General features: G+C 72.8%; 10 protein-coding genes. 1 reads left to right on the top strand and 9 read right to left on the bottom strand.

The window, feature by feature from the left end; genetic code table 11:
* Positions 1-189: 189 nt before the first annotated feature.
* The 5 genes from AB0M36_RS04855 to AB0M36_RS04835 form a co-directional block, all read right to left on the bottom strand.
* A complete protein-coding gene (locus tag AB0M36_RS04855) occupies positions 190-1,746 on the bottom strand; it encodes a polymer-forming cytoskeletal protein (protein WP_364152515.1) in 1,557 nt (518 codons plus the stop codon).
* 311 nt (positions 1,747-2,057) lie between these two features.
* A complete protein-coding gene (locus tag AB0M36_RS04850) occupies positions 2,058-3,356 on the bottom strand; it encodes a guanine deaminase (RefSeq protein ID WP_364152512.1) in 1,299 nt (432 codons plus the stop codon).
* A complete protein-coding gene (gene xdhC / locus AB0M36_RS04845; RefSeq protein WP_364152509.1) occupies positions 3,353-4,201 on the bottom strand; it encodes a xanthine dehydrogenase accessory protein XdhC in 849 nt (282 codons plus the stop codon). The genes AB0M36_RS04850 and xdhC overlap by 4 nt, the downstream gene beginning before the upstream one ends.
* The gene (gene xdhB / locus AB0M36_RS04840; protein ID WP_364152506.1) at positions 4,194-6,632 is read right to left on the bottom strand and encodes a xanthine dehydrogenase molybdopterin binding subunit; all 2,439 of its coding nucleotides are present in this window, start codon (positions 6,630-6,632) and stop codon (positions 4,194-4,196) included. The genes xdhC and xdhB overlap by 8 nt, the downstream gene beginning before the upstream one ends.
* Positions 6,629-8,077, bottom strand: coding sequence for an FAD binding domain-containing protein (locus AB0M36_RS04835; protein ID WP_364152503.1), 1,449 nt, complete (start codon positions 8,075-8,077; stop codon positions 6,629-6,631). Before AB0M36_RS04835 ends, xdhB begins: the two co-directional genes overlap by 4 nt.
* A 386-nt stretch (positions 8,078-8,463) precedes the next feature.
* Between AB0M36_RS04835 and AB0M36_RS04830 the strand changes: the two genes are divergently transcribed.
* Positions 8,464-9,528 carry a hypothetical protein gene (locus AB0M36_RS04830; protein WP_364152500.1) on the top strand — a complete coding sequence of 355 codons (1,065 nt, stop codon included), beginning with the start codon at positions 8,464-8,466 and terminating at the stop codon, positions 9,526-9,528.
* A gap of 28 nt (positions 9,529-9,556) precedes the next feature.
* On the opposite strand, the gene AB0M36_RS04825 is transcribed toward AB0M36_RS04830, so the two are convergent.
* From AB0M36_RS04825 to AB0M36_RS04810, 4 genes are read right to left on the bottom strand one after another with little or no spacing between them, the layout of a single operon-like run.
* Positions 9,557-12,637 (bottom strand): hypothetical protein, encoded by a 3,081-nt coding sequence (locus AB0M36_RS04825; protein WP_364152497.1) that lies wholly within the window; start codon positions 12,635-12,637, stop codon positions 9,557-9,559.
* A complete protein-coding gene (locus AB0M36_RS04820) occupies positions 12,634-13,290 on the bottom strand; it encodes a hypothetical protein (RefSeq protein WP_364152494.1) in 657 nt (218 codons plus the stop codon). The genes AB0M36_RS04825 and AB0M36_RS04820 overlap by 4 nt, the downstream gene beginning before the upstream one ends.
* Positions 13,287-13,826 carry a hypothetical protein gene (locus AB0M36_RS04815; RefSeq protein WP_364152491.1) on the bottom strand — a complete coding sequence of 180 codons (540 nt, stop codon included), beginning with the start codon at positions 13,824-13,826 and terminating at the stop codon, positions 13,287-13,289. The genes AB0M36_RS04820 and AB0M36_RS04815 overlap by 4 nt, the downstream gene beginning before the upstream one ends.
* Positions 13,823-15,055 (bottom strand): hypothetical protein, encoded by a 1,233-nt coding sequence (locus AB0M36_RS04810; protein ID WP_364152488.1) that lies wholly within the window; start codon positions 15,053-15,055, stop codon positions 13,823-13,825. Before AB0M36_RS04810 ends, AB0M36_RS04815 begins: the two co-directional genes overlap by 4 nt.
* Positions 15,056-15,152 lie beyond the last annotated feature (97 nt).

Below are 15,152 nucleotides of genomic sequence, written 5' to 3'. Positions count from 1 at the left end.
CTTTCTGGTCCGCGGTCCCGCCCTTGGCCGTCGACGCGCTTGTGGCGCCGCCGCCGGCGGGGCGAGGATGCTAGATCAACATCGCCACCACGGTAGAAAATGAGCGCACGTAGACACCGACCGAAGCAACATGCACGGCGGGCGCCGCACCCTGTTGGGTACGACGCCCGCCGACGGAAACGGTGCGGATCAGCCTTCGGCGCGGGTACGCCGCCGCGTCAGCCACAGGGCGACCGCACCCGCCGCCACGAGCAGCGCGCCCGTCACGCCGAGGGTCACGCCCCGCGGACCGGTGACCGGCAGACCGCCACCGGCGCCGGCACCGCCGGTGTCGCCCTTGCCGCCCTTGCCGCCCTGCTGGGCGTCGGCCGGATTGAGGACCAGCGCGGCCTTGTCGTTGGCCCGGTTGAGGTCCTTCTTGAACTGGTCGCCGGGCCAGGGGTTGACCTCGACCGCGCCGGTGGCGTTGGGCACGACCTTCTCGATTTTCAGGCCGAACTTCCAGGTGACGGTCTCGCCGGCGAGGAGCAGGAACTCCGACTCACAGAAGTACTGCACCTTCTTCTTGTCGCCCTGCGAGTCGTCCTTGTCGACGAGGCGGCAGCCGGCCGGCACGGTCGTCACCTTGCTGCCCTTGGGGATGGTGACCACCGCATTGCTCGCGGCGCTTCCCACCCGGCTCCAGTCCAGCGTCGCCGGGCCCTTGTTGACCAGGCCGACCGCCGCTTCGACGGTCGTGCCGGCCGTGCCGGAGATCTTCGCTCCCACGGCCACGATGTCCGCGCCCTGCTTGCCGGTCGCGTGGACGACCAACCGCTGCCAGTTGTTGGCCGGATCGACGTCGGTCTGCGCGGCGGCGGCGCGCAGGGCGGACTTCGGCTTGAGCTGCAACGCCGAGCCACTGCCGGCCTTGCCGAACTTGTGCCCGTCGGCGGCGAGCTTCTCGCCGAACGCCCGGTAGTCGTCGGCGGTCATCCACTGGAACTCACCGGACACGTTCCTGGGAGCGTACGTGTCCTTGCGCAGTCGGTACGGCAGGAGCAGCTCGTAGGCCGCGCCGGCGTCGAGCTCCTGATCGAACAGACAACCGCGCAGCCGGTCCCCGTCGTACACGCAGTTGCTGAACTGCTCGGTGGCTTGGAAGGCGTAGTCCGTGCCGAAGAACAGGCCGACGCCGCGAACGGGACCCTTGCCGGCGTTGGCGACCTGGAGCGGCGCGGTGAACGTCGCGCCGGGTTCGACGCTCATCTCGAGGGATCCGCCGGCGGCGAGATCGACACCGTCCGCCACGGTCACCTTGGCGGTCTTGACGACCGGGGCGACGCCCTCGGCGGAGAACGTCAGCTTCACGGTGCCGGTGGCGCCCGCCACGGCGGTCTTGTCGGCCTTGAGGTCACCGACGAGGTAGCCGTCCACGCCGCCCGGACCGACGTCGATCCATGACGCGGTGCAGGTGAGCTTGGTCGGCGAGGCGCTGGTGCAGTCCGCGGAGTCCGGGTTGACCAGGCTGACGCCGGCGAGGCCGTCCGACAACTCGTAGGTCATCGCGGTTTTGGTGAATTTCGCGTCGCGCTCGGCGGACAGCACCGGCTGGAGCGGGGTCTGCGCACCCACAGCGACGAGGGTGTCGGTCAGGCTCACAGTCACGGCGTTGGCCGGGTCGGCGTAGGCCGGCGCCGCCAGCCCTAGCGCGGCCGCGCCCGCGGCGACCAGGCCCGCTAGTGGCCGAGCGAAACGGTGGTCCATCAAATTTCCTCCCGTGGCCTCGGCGAAGATCGAGGGATTCGCATCCTAGCGAGGGCTACGAGGGCACATGCGCGGCGGGCGCCGCGCGGCCTTGTCGTTGGCCCGGTTGAGGTCCTTCTTGAAGCCTTCGCGGTTGCGGGTCGGGTTGACCTCGACCGTGCCGGTGGCGTTGGGCCTTGTTGACCAGGCCGACCGTCGCGTCCACGGTGGTGCCGGCCGCGCCGGAAACCTGGGTCCCCACGGCCGCGATGTCCACGCCCTGCTTGCCGGTCGCGCGGACGTCCTCCCGCTGGTCCTCGGGCACCGGGCGGCTACACGGGGGCGGTGGCTCCGTCCACCCGTGTGCCGTCGATCCAGACACGGGCCACGTCATGCGGGGTACCCAGGGCAAACACCTTCGCGAGGGCGTCCTCGGGGTCGGTGGCGTGCCGCATGCCGATGTCGAGCGGCGTGCCCGGCGTCGGCCGGACCCAGATGGCGTCGAAGCGCCGGCCGACGCTCAGGTCGCCCACCTGGTCGCGCAGCCCGAGCGCCTCCGCCCCCGCCGCGGTGGCCAGGTGCAGCAGGTGCGCCGCGGTCAGCGCGACGCCGTCCGGGCCGCTCAACCGCTGCGTGAGGTAAGCCTGGAGCCCCTCCTTGAGCAGGGAGAAGCCGGTGCCCGCCCCCACGTCGGAGCCCAGCGCGACCGGCACGCCGTGTGCCAGGTGGCGCTGCAACGGGAACATGCCGCTGCCGAGCGCCGCGTTGCTGCTCGGGCAGTGCGCCACGCTCGTACGGGCGTCGGCCAGCCGCTTCAGTTCGGCGTCCGTCGGGTGCACGTTGTGGGCCAGCACGCTGCGCGGGCCCACGAGACCGTGCCGGTCGTAGCTGTCGAGGTAGCTGCCGCCGTCGAACAGCCGGCCGACCGTCGCGACCTCGTCGAGGTTCTCGTTGATGTGCGAGGTGAACCAGCCGTCCGTCAGCTCCCGGTGCAGGTCCCCGCAGGAGGCGAGCAGCTCGTCACCGCACGACAGCGCGAACCGTGGGGTCACCGCGTACCGGCTGTGTCCGACGCCGTGCCAGCGCCGGGCCAGCGCCAGGCCCTCGTCGTATCCGCGTTGGGCGGTGGTGTGCAGGTCCGCACGGAGCATGCGGTCGCTGACCACCAGGCCGCTGGTGATGCGCAGGCCGTTCGCGGCCGCCGCCTCGAACAGCGTGTCCATCGCCGGCGCGAAGTGGGAACCGAAGACCAGCGCGGTGGTGGTGCCCGCGCCGATCAGAGCGTCGACGAACTCGGCGGCGACCGCGCGGGCGTACGCCACCTCGGCGAGCCGGGACTCCTCGGGCAGTGCGCACCGCTCCAGCCATTCGAGCAGCGGCATGCCGAGCGCGCCGATGACCCGTACCTGGGGGAAGTGCACGTGGGTGTCCACCAGGCCGGGCAGCAGGACGCCGCCGGTCAGCTCGACCAGCTCGGCCCCGGGATGCCGGGACCGCAGGCGGACGAAGCTGTCCCGTTCGACGATGACGCCGTCCTCGACGAGCAGGCCCGCGTCCGCGTCGGCGCGCAGCGCGCCACCGCGGAACGGATCCTCCGGGGTGTCGATGGTCTGGGCGCGGAAGAGGGTCATTTATCGGCATCCATGGTCAGGGGAACGGCGGCGGACGCCTCTCGTTCCATCGTGCGCAGGAGGTCGGCCGCCACGCTGACGGCGATCGTGGCGGGTTCCTTGCCGCGGATGTCCGCGAGTCCGATCGGCGTGGTGATGCGGGCGATCGTCGCGTCGTCGTGGCCCTGCGCGGCCAGCCGGGCGCGGAACCGGGCCCATTTGCCCGCCGAGCCGATGAGGCCGACGGACGCGAACCCGCCGCCGCGCAGGACCGCGTCGCAGAGCGCGAAGTCCTCCGCGTGGTCGTGGGTCATGATCAGGACGTGGGTGCCCGGCGGCAGCTCCCCCAGCACGATCTCCGGCAACACCGCGACCCGGTGGACGTGTACGCCGGCCACCGCGTCGGCGAGCGGCGCCAGGCGGGCGTCGGCGAGCTGCTCCGGGCGGGTGTCGATGAGATGCAGCTCGATATCGTGCCGGGCCAGGACGCGCGCGAGCTCCAGGCCGACGTGACCGACCCCGAAGACGGCCACGGCCGGCACCACGGGCAGCGGTTCGAGCAGCACCGTGACGCTCCCCCCGCAACACTGCACGCCGTGCTCGTAGGGCGCCTTGTCCGACAGCGCGAGCGTGAACGTCTCCGGCACCGCGCCACCCGTGGCGAGCAGCGCGCGCGCCCGGTCGATCGCGACGGCCTCGAGATTGCCGCCGCCGATCGATCCCCAGGTGTCCGCCGCGCCGACGACGAGCTTCGCACCGGCGGCCCGGGGCGCGTGGCCCCGCACCGAGATCAGGGTGACCAGGACGCCCGGCTCGCGCACGGCCCTCAGGTGGGTGACCGCGGCGAGCCAGCCGCGGTCAGACACGACTCACCGCCTGGCCCACCTGCTCCGACTCCGGCCGCAGCGGATGCGCGTCGGCACCGGGGCCGGGCGGGGTGACATCCGCCTGGACCGTGTGGCCTCCGCCGTCGCCGGCGCGGGCCTGTTCGATGGCCCAGAACACGGCTTCGGGCGTGGCCGGTGAGGCGAGCTCCACGCTGACCCCGGCCTCTCCGAACGCCGCCGCGGCCTGGCGCAACGCTTCCCGGACGCAGAAGGCCAGCATGAGCGGCGGTTCCCCGACCGCTTTGGAGCCGTAGACGACCCCGTCCTCCTCGGCGTCGGTCAGCAGCGTGACATTGAAGACCTCGGGCATCTCCGAGAAGCTCGGCAGCTTGTACGTGCTCGCCGCCTGGGTGGTCAGCCGTCCACGGGCGGCCGAGGTGCCGACGTCCCAGCGCAGGTCCTCCAGCGTCAGCCAGCCGGCCCCCTGGACGAAACCACCCTCGATCTGCCCGATGTCGATCAGCGGAGAAAGGCTGTCGCCCACGTCGTGCACGATGTCCACCCGGCGGGTGCGGTAGGCCCCGGTGAAGCCGTCCACCTCGACCTCGGCGGCCGCGACGCCGTAGGAGAAGTACTTGAAGGGCGAGCCCCGCATCACCGACGAGTCCCAGTGCAGCCCCTCGGTGCGGTAGTAGCCCGCCGCGAAGAGCTGTACGCGCTGGAAGTACGCGGCACGGACGAGGTCTTCCCAGGTGACGCCCGCGGCGGCACCGACTCCCCGCGCGACGCCGTCGACGAAGCGGACGTCGGCGGCGTTGACCCCCAGCATCGTGGCGGCCACCTGCGCCAGCCGCTCGCGGATCTGCTCGCAGGCGTGCTTGACCGCCCCGCCGTTGAGGTCGGCGCCCGAGCTCGCCGCGGTCGCGGAGGTGTTGGGCACCTTGTCGGTACGCGTCGGCGCCAGCCGTACCCGATCGATCGGAAGGCCCAGGGCGGTGGCCGCGACCTGCACCATCTTGGTGTGCAGCCCCTGGCCCATCTCGGTGCCGCCGTGGTTGATCAGCACCGACCCGTCCTTGTAGACGTGCACGAGCGCGCCCGCCTGGTTGAACGCGGTGAAGTTGAAGGAGATGCCGAACTTCACCGGCGTCACGGCCAGCCCCCGCTTGGTGTACGGATGCTCGGCGTTGAACGCGGCTATCTCCTCCTGCCGGGCCAGGACCGCGCCGCTCTCGAGGACCTGGTCCCAGAGTCGGTACAGGCGCTGCGGGTGCCGCACGGGCTGGCCGTACGGCGTGCTCTGCCCGGCCTCGTAGAAATTGCGCCGGCGCAGCTCGAGCGGATCGATGCCGAGCAGCGGCGCGCACCGGCCCAGAATGTCTTCGATGACCAGCATCCCCTGCGGTCCGCCGAAGCCGCGGAAGGCCGTGTTGGAGGTCTTGTGGGTGCGCGCGATCCGGCCGGTGAGCCGCACGTGCGGCAGCCAGTAGGCGTTGTCGGTGTGGCACAGCGCCCGCGCCAGCACCGGCTCCGAGAGGTCGAGGCTCCAGCCGCCGTCGGAGGTCAGCGTCGCGTCGAGCGCCCGCAGGCGGCCGGACTCGTCGAAGCCCACCCGCCACTCGGCGTGGAAGCCGTGGCGCTTGCCGGTCATGGTCAGGTCCTGGGTACGGGTCAGGCGCAGCCGCACCGGACGGCCGGTGAGCGTGGCCCCGAGCGCCGCGATGGCGGCGAAGCCGTGCGGCTGCATCTCCTTGCCGCCGAAGCCGCCTCCCATCCGCAGACACTGGACGGTCACCTCGTGACTGGCGCGGCCCAGCACGTGCGCGACGATCTCCTGGGTCTCCGACGGGTGCTGCGTGCTGCTCTGCACGAAGATCTGCCCGGCCTCGTCGACGTACGCCAGCGAGCAGTGCGTCTCCAGGTAGAAGTGCTCCTGCCCGGCGAACTCGAAGTCGCCGCTGAACACGTGGGCGGCTCCGGCCATCCCGGCCTCGACGTCGCCGCGCACGATCTGCGGCGTGGCGCCCTGGAAGCTCTCGGAGGCGATCGCCTCCCGCAGGGTCACCACGGACGGCAGCGGTTCCACGTCGACCTCGACGGCGGCCGCGCCCAGCCGCGCCGCCTCGAACGTCTCGCCGAGCACCCAGCAGACGGCGTGGCCGAAGAACATCACCTCGTCCGGGAACAGCGGCTCGTCGTGCTTGACCCCGGCGTCGTTGACGCCGGGCACGTCGGCGGCCGTGAGCACGCGGACGACGCCGGGCACCTCCAGCGCGGGCGCCACCCGCAGCGCGGTGACCCGGGCGTGGGCGTGGGGCACCTGGACGGGGTGGGCGTGCAGCACGTCCCTGGTGCGGTGGATCAGGTCGTCGGTGTAGAGGGCAGCCCCCGTGACGTGCAGCGCCGCGCTCTCGTGCGGCACGGCGAGGCCGACGGCGGGGTTCTCCGGTCGTTCGGACAGAGCGTTCATCGGGCCACCTCCTGCGGGCTCGGGTTCTCGGCGTACAGCTTCAGCAGGGCCTGGCCGAGCATCGCGGCGCGGTAGCCGGCGCTGGCCCGGTGGTCGTCCAGGGGTGTGCCCTCCCCGCGCAGCACCCGCGCGGCCGCCTCGGCCGTCTCCGCTGTCCAGGGCTGCCCTTCCAGCGCCGCCTCGGTGGCGGCCGCGCGGATCGGCGTGGCCGCCACACCGCCGAGGCCGATGCGAGCCCCCACGATCGTCCCGTCGACCACGTCCAGGGCGAACCCGAGAGCGACGCTGGAGATGTCGTCGAAGCGCCGCTTCGAGATCTTGTGGAAGGCCACGAGACCGGCGAGCGGCAGCGGGATCCGCACCGCCCGGATCAGCTCGTCCGGACGCCGGACGCTGCGCCGGTATCCGGTGTAGTAGTCCGCCAGCGGCACCCGCCGCTCGCCGTCGGCGTCGGCCAGCACCACGTCGGCGCCCAGCGCCAGCAGCACCGGCGGCAGGTCGCCGATCGGAGAGCCGGTGCCGAGGTTGCCCCCGACGGTGGCGCTGTTGCGGATCAACCGGGAGGCGAACTGCGGAAAAAGCTGGCCGAGCAGCGGCACCCGGCCGTCGAGCCGGCGCTCGATCTCGGTGAGGGTGAGCGCGGCACCGATCTCGAGATGGTCGGCGCCGACCGTCAGCTCCCGCAGCTCGGGAATCCGGTCGATCGCGATGACGCAGTCGGCGCGGGCGCCGCGCAGGTTGACCTCGACGCCCCAGTCGGTCGAGCCCGCGACGACGGTGGCGGTGGGCCGCTCGCGCAGCAGCCCGAGCGCCTCGGACAGCGTGGCCGGCCGGAGAAACTCACCGTCTTCCCCGCGGACACGGGTCTGCCGGGCGGATGCCGCCGGCTCCCGCCGGCGGCCGGCGAGGGGATCGTCCGGCGCCGGCTGTCCGAGCGCGTACGCGGCGTCGCGGATCGGCCGGTATCCGGTGCAGCGGCACAGGTTGCCGCTGAGCGCGTGCAGGTCGAACCCGTTAGGGCCGTGCTCGTGGTCCGCCTCGGCGTCGTCCCGGGGCGCCTGCCGTCCGGGCCGGTAGAACTCGGCGGCCATGCTGCACACGAAGCCGGGCGTGCAGTATCCGCACTGGGAGCCACCCCGGACCGCCATCTCGTGCTGGACCGGATGCAGCCGCTCGGGACTGCCCAGCCCCTCGGCCGTGACGACCTCCTGGCCGTCGAGCCCGAGCGCGGGCAGCAGGCAGGCGTTGACCGCCACCCACTCGGTGGGGCTGTCCACCCCGGGGCGCGCGACCAGCACGGAGCAGGCACCGCATTCGCCCTCGCCGCAGCCCTCTTTGCAGCCGGTGAGCCCCTGCTCCCGCAGCCACTCCAGCGCGGTCGTGTGGGGCGCGACGTCCCCCAGCGCGAGGTCGCGCCCGTTAACCCTGATCCCGGCAGCGCCCATGATCAGCTCCCGTCAGCCGTCTCCACGTACAGTGTTTCTTCAGGCCGGTGTTCTCCGGGCCGAAACACATGGTTGACGGATGACGCAGGGGCGGCTGGTTATCCATGTGAACAACCGCCCGAGCCGGTGCCGACTCTACAAGTCGAGAGCACGGGCCGGAAGGCAGCCCGCACGATCAGCGCATCCCGGCGAGCGGCCGGCACCGGCGAAGAAGCGGGGGACGTCCGCATGGCGGCCGACGAGCGGCGCGATGCGGAGCCGATTCCGCCGCCCATTATCCCCCAGGGCCGGAAATATCTAGGAAGACCCCCTACATACACAGCGGCGCTCTTTGGGTGAGACTGCGGGCCGACAAAGAGACATTCGCCGATTGAAGGGGCACACATATGCGTTTGTCATTGCGGGGGGCCGCCGCACTCTTGCTGGCCGCTGTGGCCGGTGTCGTGGGGGCAGCTCCCGCCCACGCCGCCGACCGGCCGGTGGTCTGGTCCTACGGCTCGGGCGAGCCGGTCGCCGTGACCGGCGACGCCGAGGTCCGCTTCGACGCGTGGGGCGGCGCCCAGCTCGTCGTGGACTGCTCCTACGCGGGCACTAGGCCGTGGGGTCAGCTCGTCGCGCCGTCCGGGGAGACCACCCGGGTGGCGTGTGCGGACGGTGTGGAGGGCCGCCGGCACCGTGCGCTGGAGCTGTTGATGCTGTCCGAGTCCGGGGTCTATCGGATGAACTTCTCGTCGGGGGTGAACGCCACCTTCTGGATCACGGCGCTGGAAAGCCGGCTCCACGTGCCGGCCGCCGGGGGCGCCGTGACCGAGGTGTCGCCCGACGCCGCGCCGCGCAACGCCGTCGTGTCCTTCCGGGCGCGGGCCGGTGAGCGCGTCTACCTGGAGTGCCAGAGCAGGGAGTGGCGCCTCGAGACCGCCCTGTTCGGCCCGGACCACAAGGAGCTCCCCACGGCGGGAAGCGGGTCTTGCGCCACGCACGACCCGCGGTGGGGCGACCCGAACGGCCCCTACTGGGAGGTCGTCGACGCGGCCCTGCCGGCCGATGGGGAGTACCGGCTGGTCCTGAACTACGACGATTACCGGCCGGCCTACTCGACGAAGGTGAAGTTCTACCGGGTGCCGGCCGACCTGACCGGCACGCTGACGGCGAACGGCGGGCCGCTCGCCCTCGACCTGGCCCCCGGGCAGAACGCCACCGTGACCTTCATCCTGGCCGAGGAGGGCTGGCCGGTCCTCTACTGCGGTCAGTCCACCTCGGCGTACGTGTCGGTGACGCTCCGCGCGGCGGACGGCAGCCTCGGAATGGGCGAGACCTGCGAGGGCGACGAGCGCAGGCTGTATGACCCGTCGCGCTGGTGGGGGCAGGAGAAGCTCCCGGCGGGGACCTACACCCTCCGGATCGATCCGTCGGATCGCAACGCCGCCTCGCTCGCGCTGCGACTGGGCTGATCCCGTCCCGCCCCGCCCCCGCGAGGCGTCAGGTGCGCGGGGGCGGGCGGTAGGACGTCATCCAGTCGGCGAGCAGCGCGACGCGGGCCGATTCCGCCTCGCTGCCGACGACGACGGGTGCCTGGTTGTACGGGAACGCGTCCGAGGTACGCCGCAGTTTGATGTAGAGGCTCGACGAGCCGATCGCGTACCGCTCCATGTCGTCCTGCAGCGCGCCGACGACGCTGATCGCGCGGTCGCGGCCGATGTTCTCGAACAGGGCGACCGCGTCCCGACGGTGTGCGGAGCCGAGGTTGCGGCCCAGCTCGTCGAGCACGAGCAGCAGCGGCCGGTTGTGCGACCCGGCGAGCGCGGCGGCGCACACCAGCTTGACGGCCTTGTCGTCCATCTGCGCCGTGTTGCCCCGCAGCCGGTACGACGACAGCGGCTTGCCCTCGCCGCGGCGCCACCGTGGGGTGATCGTCCACTGCCACGGCTTCTGCGGATCGGCCGGCGCCTCCGGTTCGGGGAAGTCGAGGCCGGCGCCGTAGCCGCCGTACGCCTGGTCGAGGTTGTCGAATTCGACGGCGACCTGCCGCAGCTTCGTTCTGATCGCGGTGGCGAGCGTCGCCCGCAGGACGGCCGACGCGAGCTCCGCCTCCCGCAGGTGCGTCTCGGCGCTGTGCAGGGTCTGGGTGCGGGTGGCGCGTTCGGTGTGGATCTGCTCGATGGTCTGCCGGTCGAGCTCGGCGAGTTCGTCCAGATAGGTGCCGACGATCCGCAGCACCTGAGGTATCAGCCGGACGTACGCGCCGGACCGGCGATCACGGCGCTGCTCCTCGACGACCCGCAACTCCTCCGGGACCTGTTCCTCCGGCGTTGCCGGGGGAAAGCACGCACGCCGGGCCTGATCGGTCTGGTACGCGCACAGATCGTCCCACTCCGCTGTGGTGCGCTTCTGCTCCCGCTCGTCGAGGGCGAGCAGGTGCTGCTCCGCCGCGGCGACGGTGCCCTTCCAGGCGTCGTGCCGGCGGGGCAGGTCCAGCGCGGCCCGTTCCTCGGTCTTCAGCCGCCACGAGGCACGGTTGTGCTCCAGCTCGCGGCGCAGGTTGTCCCGCTGCGTGCGGGCGGCGGTGATCCGCTGGTCACGGGCGTTGCGCTCACCGAGCGCGACCTCGTAGCCGGCCTTGGTCCGCGAGAGCTGCCCGGCGAGCGATTCCAGCGCCCCGCTGATCTTGGCGTTGGTGGCGCGCAGCTCGCCGACCTGACCGTCGAGCTTGTCGGCCTCGATCGCGGCCCGGGCGGCCCGCACGTGCTCGCTGGCGCGGTCCCGGGCACCGATCGCCGCCCGGATCCCCTCGTCGGCGGCCTCATCGGCAAGGGACGCGTGGTGCAGCGCCTCCCGGGTGGCCTGGATGCGGCCGGCGCGGCCGGTCATCGCCTCGGCGAACCCGGCGATGCCGTGCACGCCGGCGTCCGCGTCGAGGTGATGCGCGGCGTCGGCACGGTCGCGGAGCACGCCGAGGAACCGGTTGACCGTCAGCGCCGGATCCGCCGCGGCGGGCAGGCCGGCTCCGGTGGGCTGGGGCCGCGGGTCCGCTTCGACCAGCAGCGACCCGGGGACGTCGGCGAGAACCTTGATCGCCGCGTCGGCGTCGGCGACCACGACGGCGTGACGGTACGGCAGGAGCCGCGCCTCCCACACCGGCCGCTGCTCCTCGGTGAGAGCGACCGCGTCGACGAGCGGCACACCGGTGACCCCGCCGTCGCGCAGCGCCCGCACCTGCGGGTCCGCGACGTCCTCGCCCCGTTCGGCGGCGGCGAGGGCCGCGCGGGCACCGGTCACGCCCTGCTCCGTGACGCCCTTGCGCCGTTCGGCGTCGCGGATCGCGTCCCGGGCGTCGCGCAGTTCCGCCTCGGACTCGCCGAGCGTCCGGCCGTCCGCGGCGGCCGCGGATTCGCGCAGCGCGCGGATGCGGGCGGTCAGCTGCTCGAGCTGTCCGACGTTGTGGCTCTGCTGGGTGCGCAGGTCCTCGGCGGCGGACAGGGCGTCCTCGTGCTCTCGGACCCGTCGGCGGTAGCTCTCCTCGAACGTCGTGTCGTCGGTCAGCCGGGCCAGGTCGCCGGCCGCGGTCTCGATCTGCTCCTCGAGCTCCGCGCGGCGGCTCTCGAGCGCGTCGAGATCGGCCACGACGTCCGCGTCCTGGGCGACGCCGTCGACGAGGTGGCGGGCGCACCGGGACGTCCAGCTGTCACGCGCCTCGTCCAGCAGCGTCCGGGCCTGCTCCCGGGACCGGACGGCGTCCTCGGTGGCGGCCATCCGGTCGTTCCACAGCGCGTACTCCTCCCGCGCCTGCCGCGCGTCGACGGCATGCTGGTATTCCTTCTGCCGGGCCTTCTGCTCGTCGTCGATCTCCCGGTTCAGGCCGGTCAGCGCGCCGACCGCGTCGAAGATGCGTTCCGGGGTGAGCTCGTTCAGCGGCTGGGCGAGCAGGTTCGCCGTCAGGCTCGCCCGCACCGACGTCGACAGGAACGACACGCAGCGGACCGTGCCGCCGTACAGGGTCCGGGAGAGCCGGTTGGCCCGGATGTCGGTCCGTCCGTTGCTGCGCGGCAGATCGTTCCAGAGCTGGTCGGCGCCGGAGGCGCGCTCGTTCTCGGTGTCGCCGTACGCGACGTGCAGCCGGTGCGCCCACCGCAGTTCGACGTGCGGAGCCTGCCGGTTGATCCGCAGCCACACCGTGAGCGTGTCCGCCTCGAGGTCGGCGACCGTGTCGCCGCCGGGCGGGACGAAGACGCCGATGAGGTAGCCCCGGTCGGCGTTGGCGTGCAGCGACTCCTGCCCGGCGAGCTCGGCGGTGAACAGCAGCTCGGCGGCGGCCTGCGCCCCGGACTGCAGGCGCCACTGGTCGTCGGCGTGCAGCAGGCTGAGGCCGGCGATGAACGACGACTTCCCGGCGCCGTTGGAGTCCGAAGGCCCCTGCCCGGCGACGGTGATCAGGCCGCGGGAGGTGATCGGCACCGGATGGGTCGACAACCGGGAAATGTTGATCATCTGGATGCCGACGAGCACCCTGCGCCCGACGAGGTCCTCCACGCCGCCGTCCGGGCCGCTACCAGGTGCCGTCAACGGTTGTTCTCCTTGCTCGTGCTGTCACGTCGTCGGCGGATCGCGGCCGCGAGTGGATGGTCGGGTGCGGCGGCGAGGATCAGTTGGTCCTGCAACCGGGCCCGCGCCGCCGGCGTCAGGCGCAGTAGTTGCGGGCCGGGCACGTAGCCGCCGTCGGTGTCCCCGCCGCGGACCCGGCGCAGCACCCCCGCCGACACCAGCTTGCTCAGCGCGGCCCTGGCGGCCACCGGAGGGACCTTGCCGGCCCGCAGGATGTCCTGCTCCGTCGCCGGGTAGGTGCTGGTCCACGAGTCCTGGCCGAGCCGTTCCTCGCTGCGCGGGATCGCGACCGAGTAGACCAGCACGAGCACCAGCACGGCCCGCTCGACCGCGCTCAGCGGCTGCCAGCCTCTCGCGGTCAGCTCCTCGGCGACGGCGTCGTCGTAGCCCGTCGTGAACCGCAGGTCGTCGACCTGGACGAGCACCCGGCCGGTGCGGCGCAGCAGCCGTTCGAGCCCGTCCCGGCTGGTCGGCTCCCGCAACGCGGGGAGCTCCTGGCGGTGGACCGGTTCGCGGGAGTGTTCCAGCAGCGCGTACGCCGCTTCCACGTGTTCGCGCTGCCGGTCGGTCAGCTCGCCCAGCACGGCGTCGAACACCGGATTCGGATCGGTCACGGCTGCTCCCGCCGCTCGTCGGCGGCCGGGTCGGGAATCAGCCGCCACAGCTCCCGGACCGTGCTCAGTTCCAACGGTCCCCACATCGCGACGCGCGGGCCGAGCCGGACCGTGCCGCTCGCGGGCAGCACCCACCGGGCCGTCTCCAACCGCCGCAGCCCGGCGGTCAGGAGCCGCTGTCGGCTGATCCGGTCCCGGGCGGGGTGGAGCAGTTCGAGGACCCAATCGACGTGCGCGAGCTCCGCCGGGCGCCCCGGCCACGGATCCGTTCCCGGGTCCGGCCAGCAGCAGCGCAGGCAGGCGGCGAAGACCCGCAGTGTGCCCGCGGTGTCCGGCCAGGTCGACGCCGGTTGGCCGTACTCCGCGAGGACCTGCGGGCCGGCGGCGCTCGGGACGGCCGGCAGGAACCACACCGACCGCGCGTCCGACTCGATCAGGCGCCGCATCCCCGCCGGGGTCGCGGTGCCGGCCGACACCTGCTGCGGTCCGCCGGACCGGGCCTTGGCCCACCACAGGGCGGTGTCCCGTTCGTTCACGCCGGCACCGAGCCCTCGCCGCGCCGCCGCAGCCAGCCGTCGGTGACCCAGGTCAGCTCGGACGTCGCCTCGACGCGCAAGCCGTCCTCCCAGGTGAGCGAGTAGGGCAGCTCGGTCCGCAACTGGATCGCGGTCAGGTCCGACAGGATCCGCCGCGCGGCCGGCCAGCCCCCCGCGGCGGCGAGCAACTCGGCGACGCCGACCTGGTCCCGGCCCTCCAGCAGCCGCTCCGCGCGGACCGCGAGCGCCGCCGCCTCGGCGTCGGCACCCGCCCGGTCGGGGATCGGGCCGTCGTCGTCGATGCGCGGTCGCGGCGGCGGGGTGCGGCCCGCGTCGCTGTGCAGGCCCTCCTCGACCGCGTCGAGAAGATCGTCGGCGGTGAAGTACGGGTCCGGGGCGTCGAACAGCAGACCGTCGGCCGCGGCCGCGAGCTCGTCGACGCATCCGTCGCGGGCGAAGCTGCGCCACCGCTCGGCCGGGAGGAGCCCCAGCGCCCGGGTCTTGCCGGCCTGGTCGATCAGCCGGCGCGCGGCCGTGGTGACCGCGTCCCGGTAGGCGCCCAGCGCCATCCGCAGCTCGGTGCACTCGCTCAGCAGGTCCGGCCACCGGTCCGCCGCCCGGTTGTGGTAGAGCCTCGCCTGGTCCAGCATTTCGCTGTTACCCAGCATCGGCTGCGCCTGCGAGCGCAGCGACTCGACCGTCCCGCCCTTGGCCAGCTGCATGATCGGGTTCGCCAGCAGCCGGAACACGTTCGTCATCTCGCGCAGGTGCGCGCGGGCGTCGTCGCGGGTCGTGGCCGCGTCGTCGACCGCGAGCCGGGCGATCGACAACATCCGGTGCAGCTCCCCGAGCCCGCCGGTCCGCGCCAGTCGGCGCAGGAACAGCAGCATCACGTACGGCGCGAACGCCGCCTGGTAGTACATCTCGTGCGGCCGCTCGTTCACCCGGGTCACCGCCCGATACGACCGCAGCACCTCGAACCGGCGCCGGACCGCCACCGCCGGGGTGTCCCCGCACGCGGCGATGATCTGCTCCACCGTCAGCCCGGCCGGGCCGGCGTCCGCGAACGCGGTGAGGATCGACTCGTCGACGCGCACCACCTCCGCGTCGTCGACCATCGCGTTGGCCTCCCGGGCCAGGACGGCGAAGACCTGCCGGTATACGCCCAGCACAGCGGACCCGGCGGTGTGCTCCTCGAACGGCAGCGCCGCACTTCCCGTCAAGGTCATCGGCAGATTGTGCACGGCCCGCGGGACGCTCAGCCATTCAGTCCTGGCTGCCGATGGACAAATGGGAGGGGCTATCCCTTGTCTCCCGCGAATCGCC

Source organism: Actinoplanes sp. NPDC051346, from assembly GCF_040682215.1.
Lineage (GTDB): Bacteria > Actinomycetota > Actinomycetes > Mycobacteriales > Micromonosporaceae > Actinoplanes.
The sequence above is the reverse complement of the archived record's forward strand: the minus strand, read 5'-3'. Positions and strand labels throughout refer to the sequence as shown.

Bases quoted from the DNA above. Each gene is read 5' to 3' on its own strand.
- AB0M36_RS04855 (WP_364152515.1), bottom strand. From the start codon at position 1,746: ATGGACCACCGTTTCGCTCGGCCACTAGCGGGCCTGGTCGCCGCGGGC.
- AB0M36_RS04850 (WP_364152512.1), bottom strand. From the start codon at position 3,356: ATGACCCTCTTCCGCGCCCAGACCATCGACACCCCGGAGGATCCGTTC.
- xdhB (WP_364152506.1), bottom strand. From the start codon at position 6,632: ATGAACGCTCTGTCCGAACGACCGGAGAACCCCGCCGTCGGCCTCGCC.
- AB0M36_RS04835 (WP_364152503.1), bottom strand. From the start codon at position 8,077: ATGGGCGCTGCCGGGATCAGGGTTAACGGGCGCGACCTCGCGCTGGGG.
- AB0M36_RS04830 (WP_364152500.1), top strand. From the start codon at position 8,464: ATGCGTTTGTCATTGCGGGGGGCCGCCGCACTCTTGCTGGCCGCTGTG.
- AB0M36_RS04810 (WP_364152488.1), bottom strand. From the start codon at position 15,055: ATGACCTTGACGGGAAGTGCGGCGCTGCCGTTCGAGGAGCACACCGCC.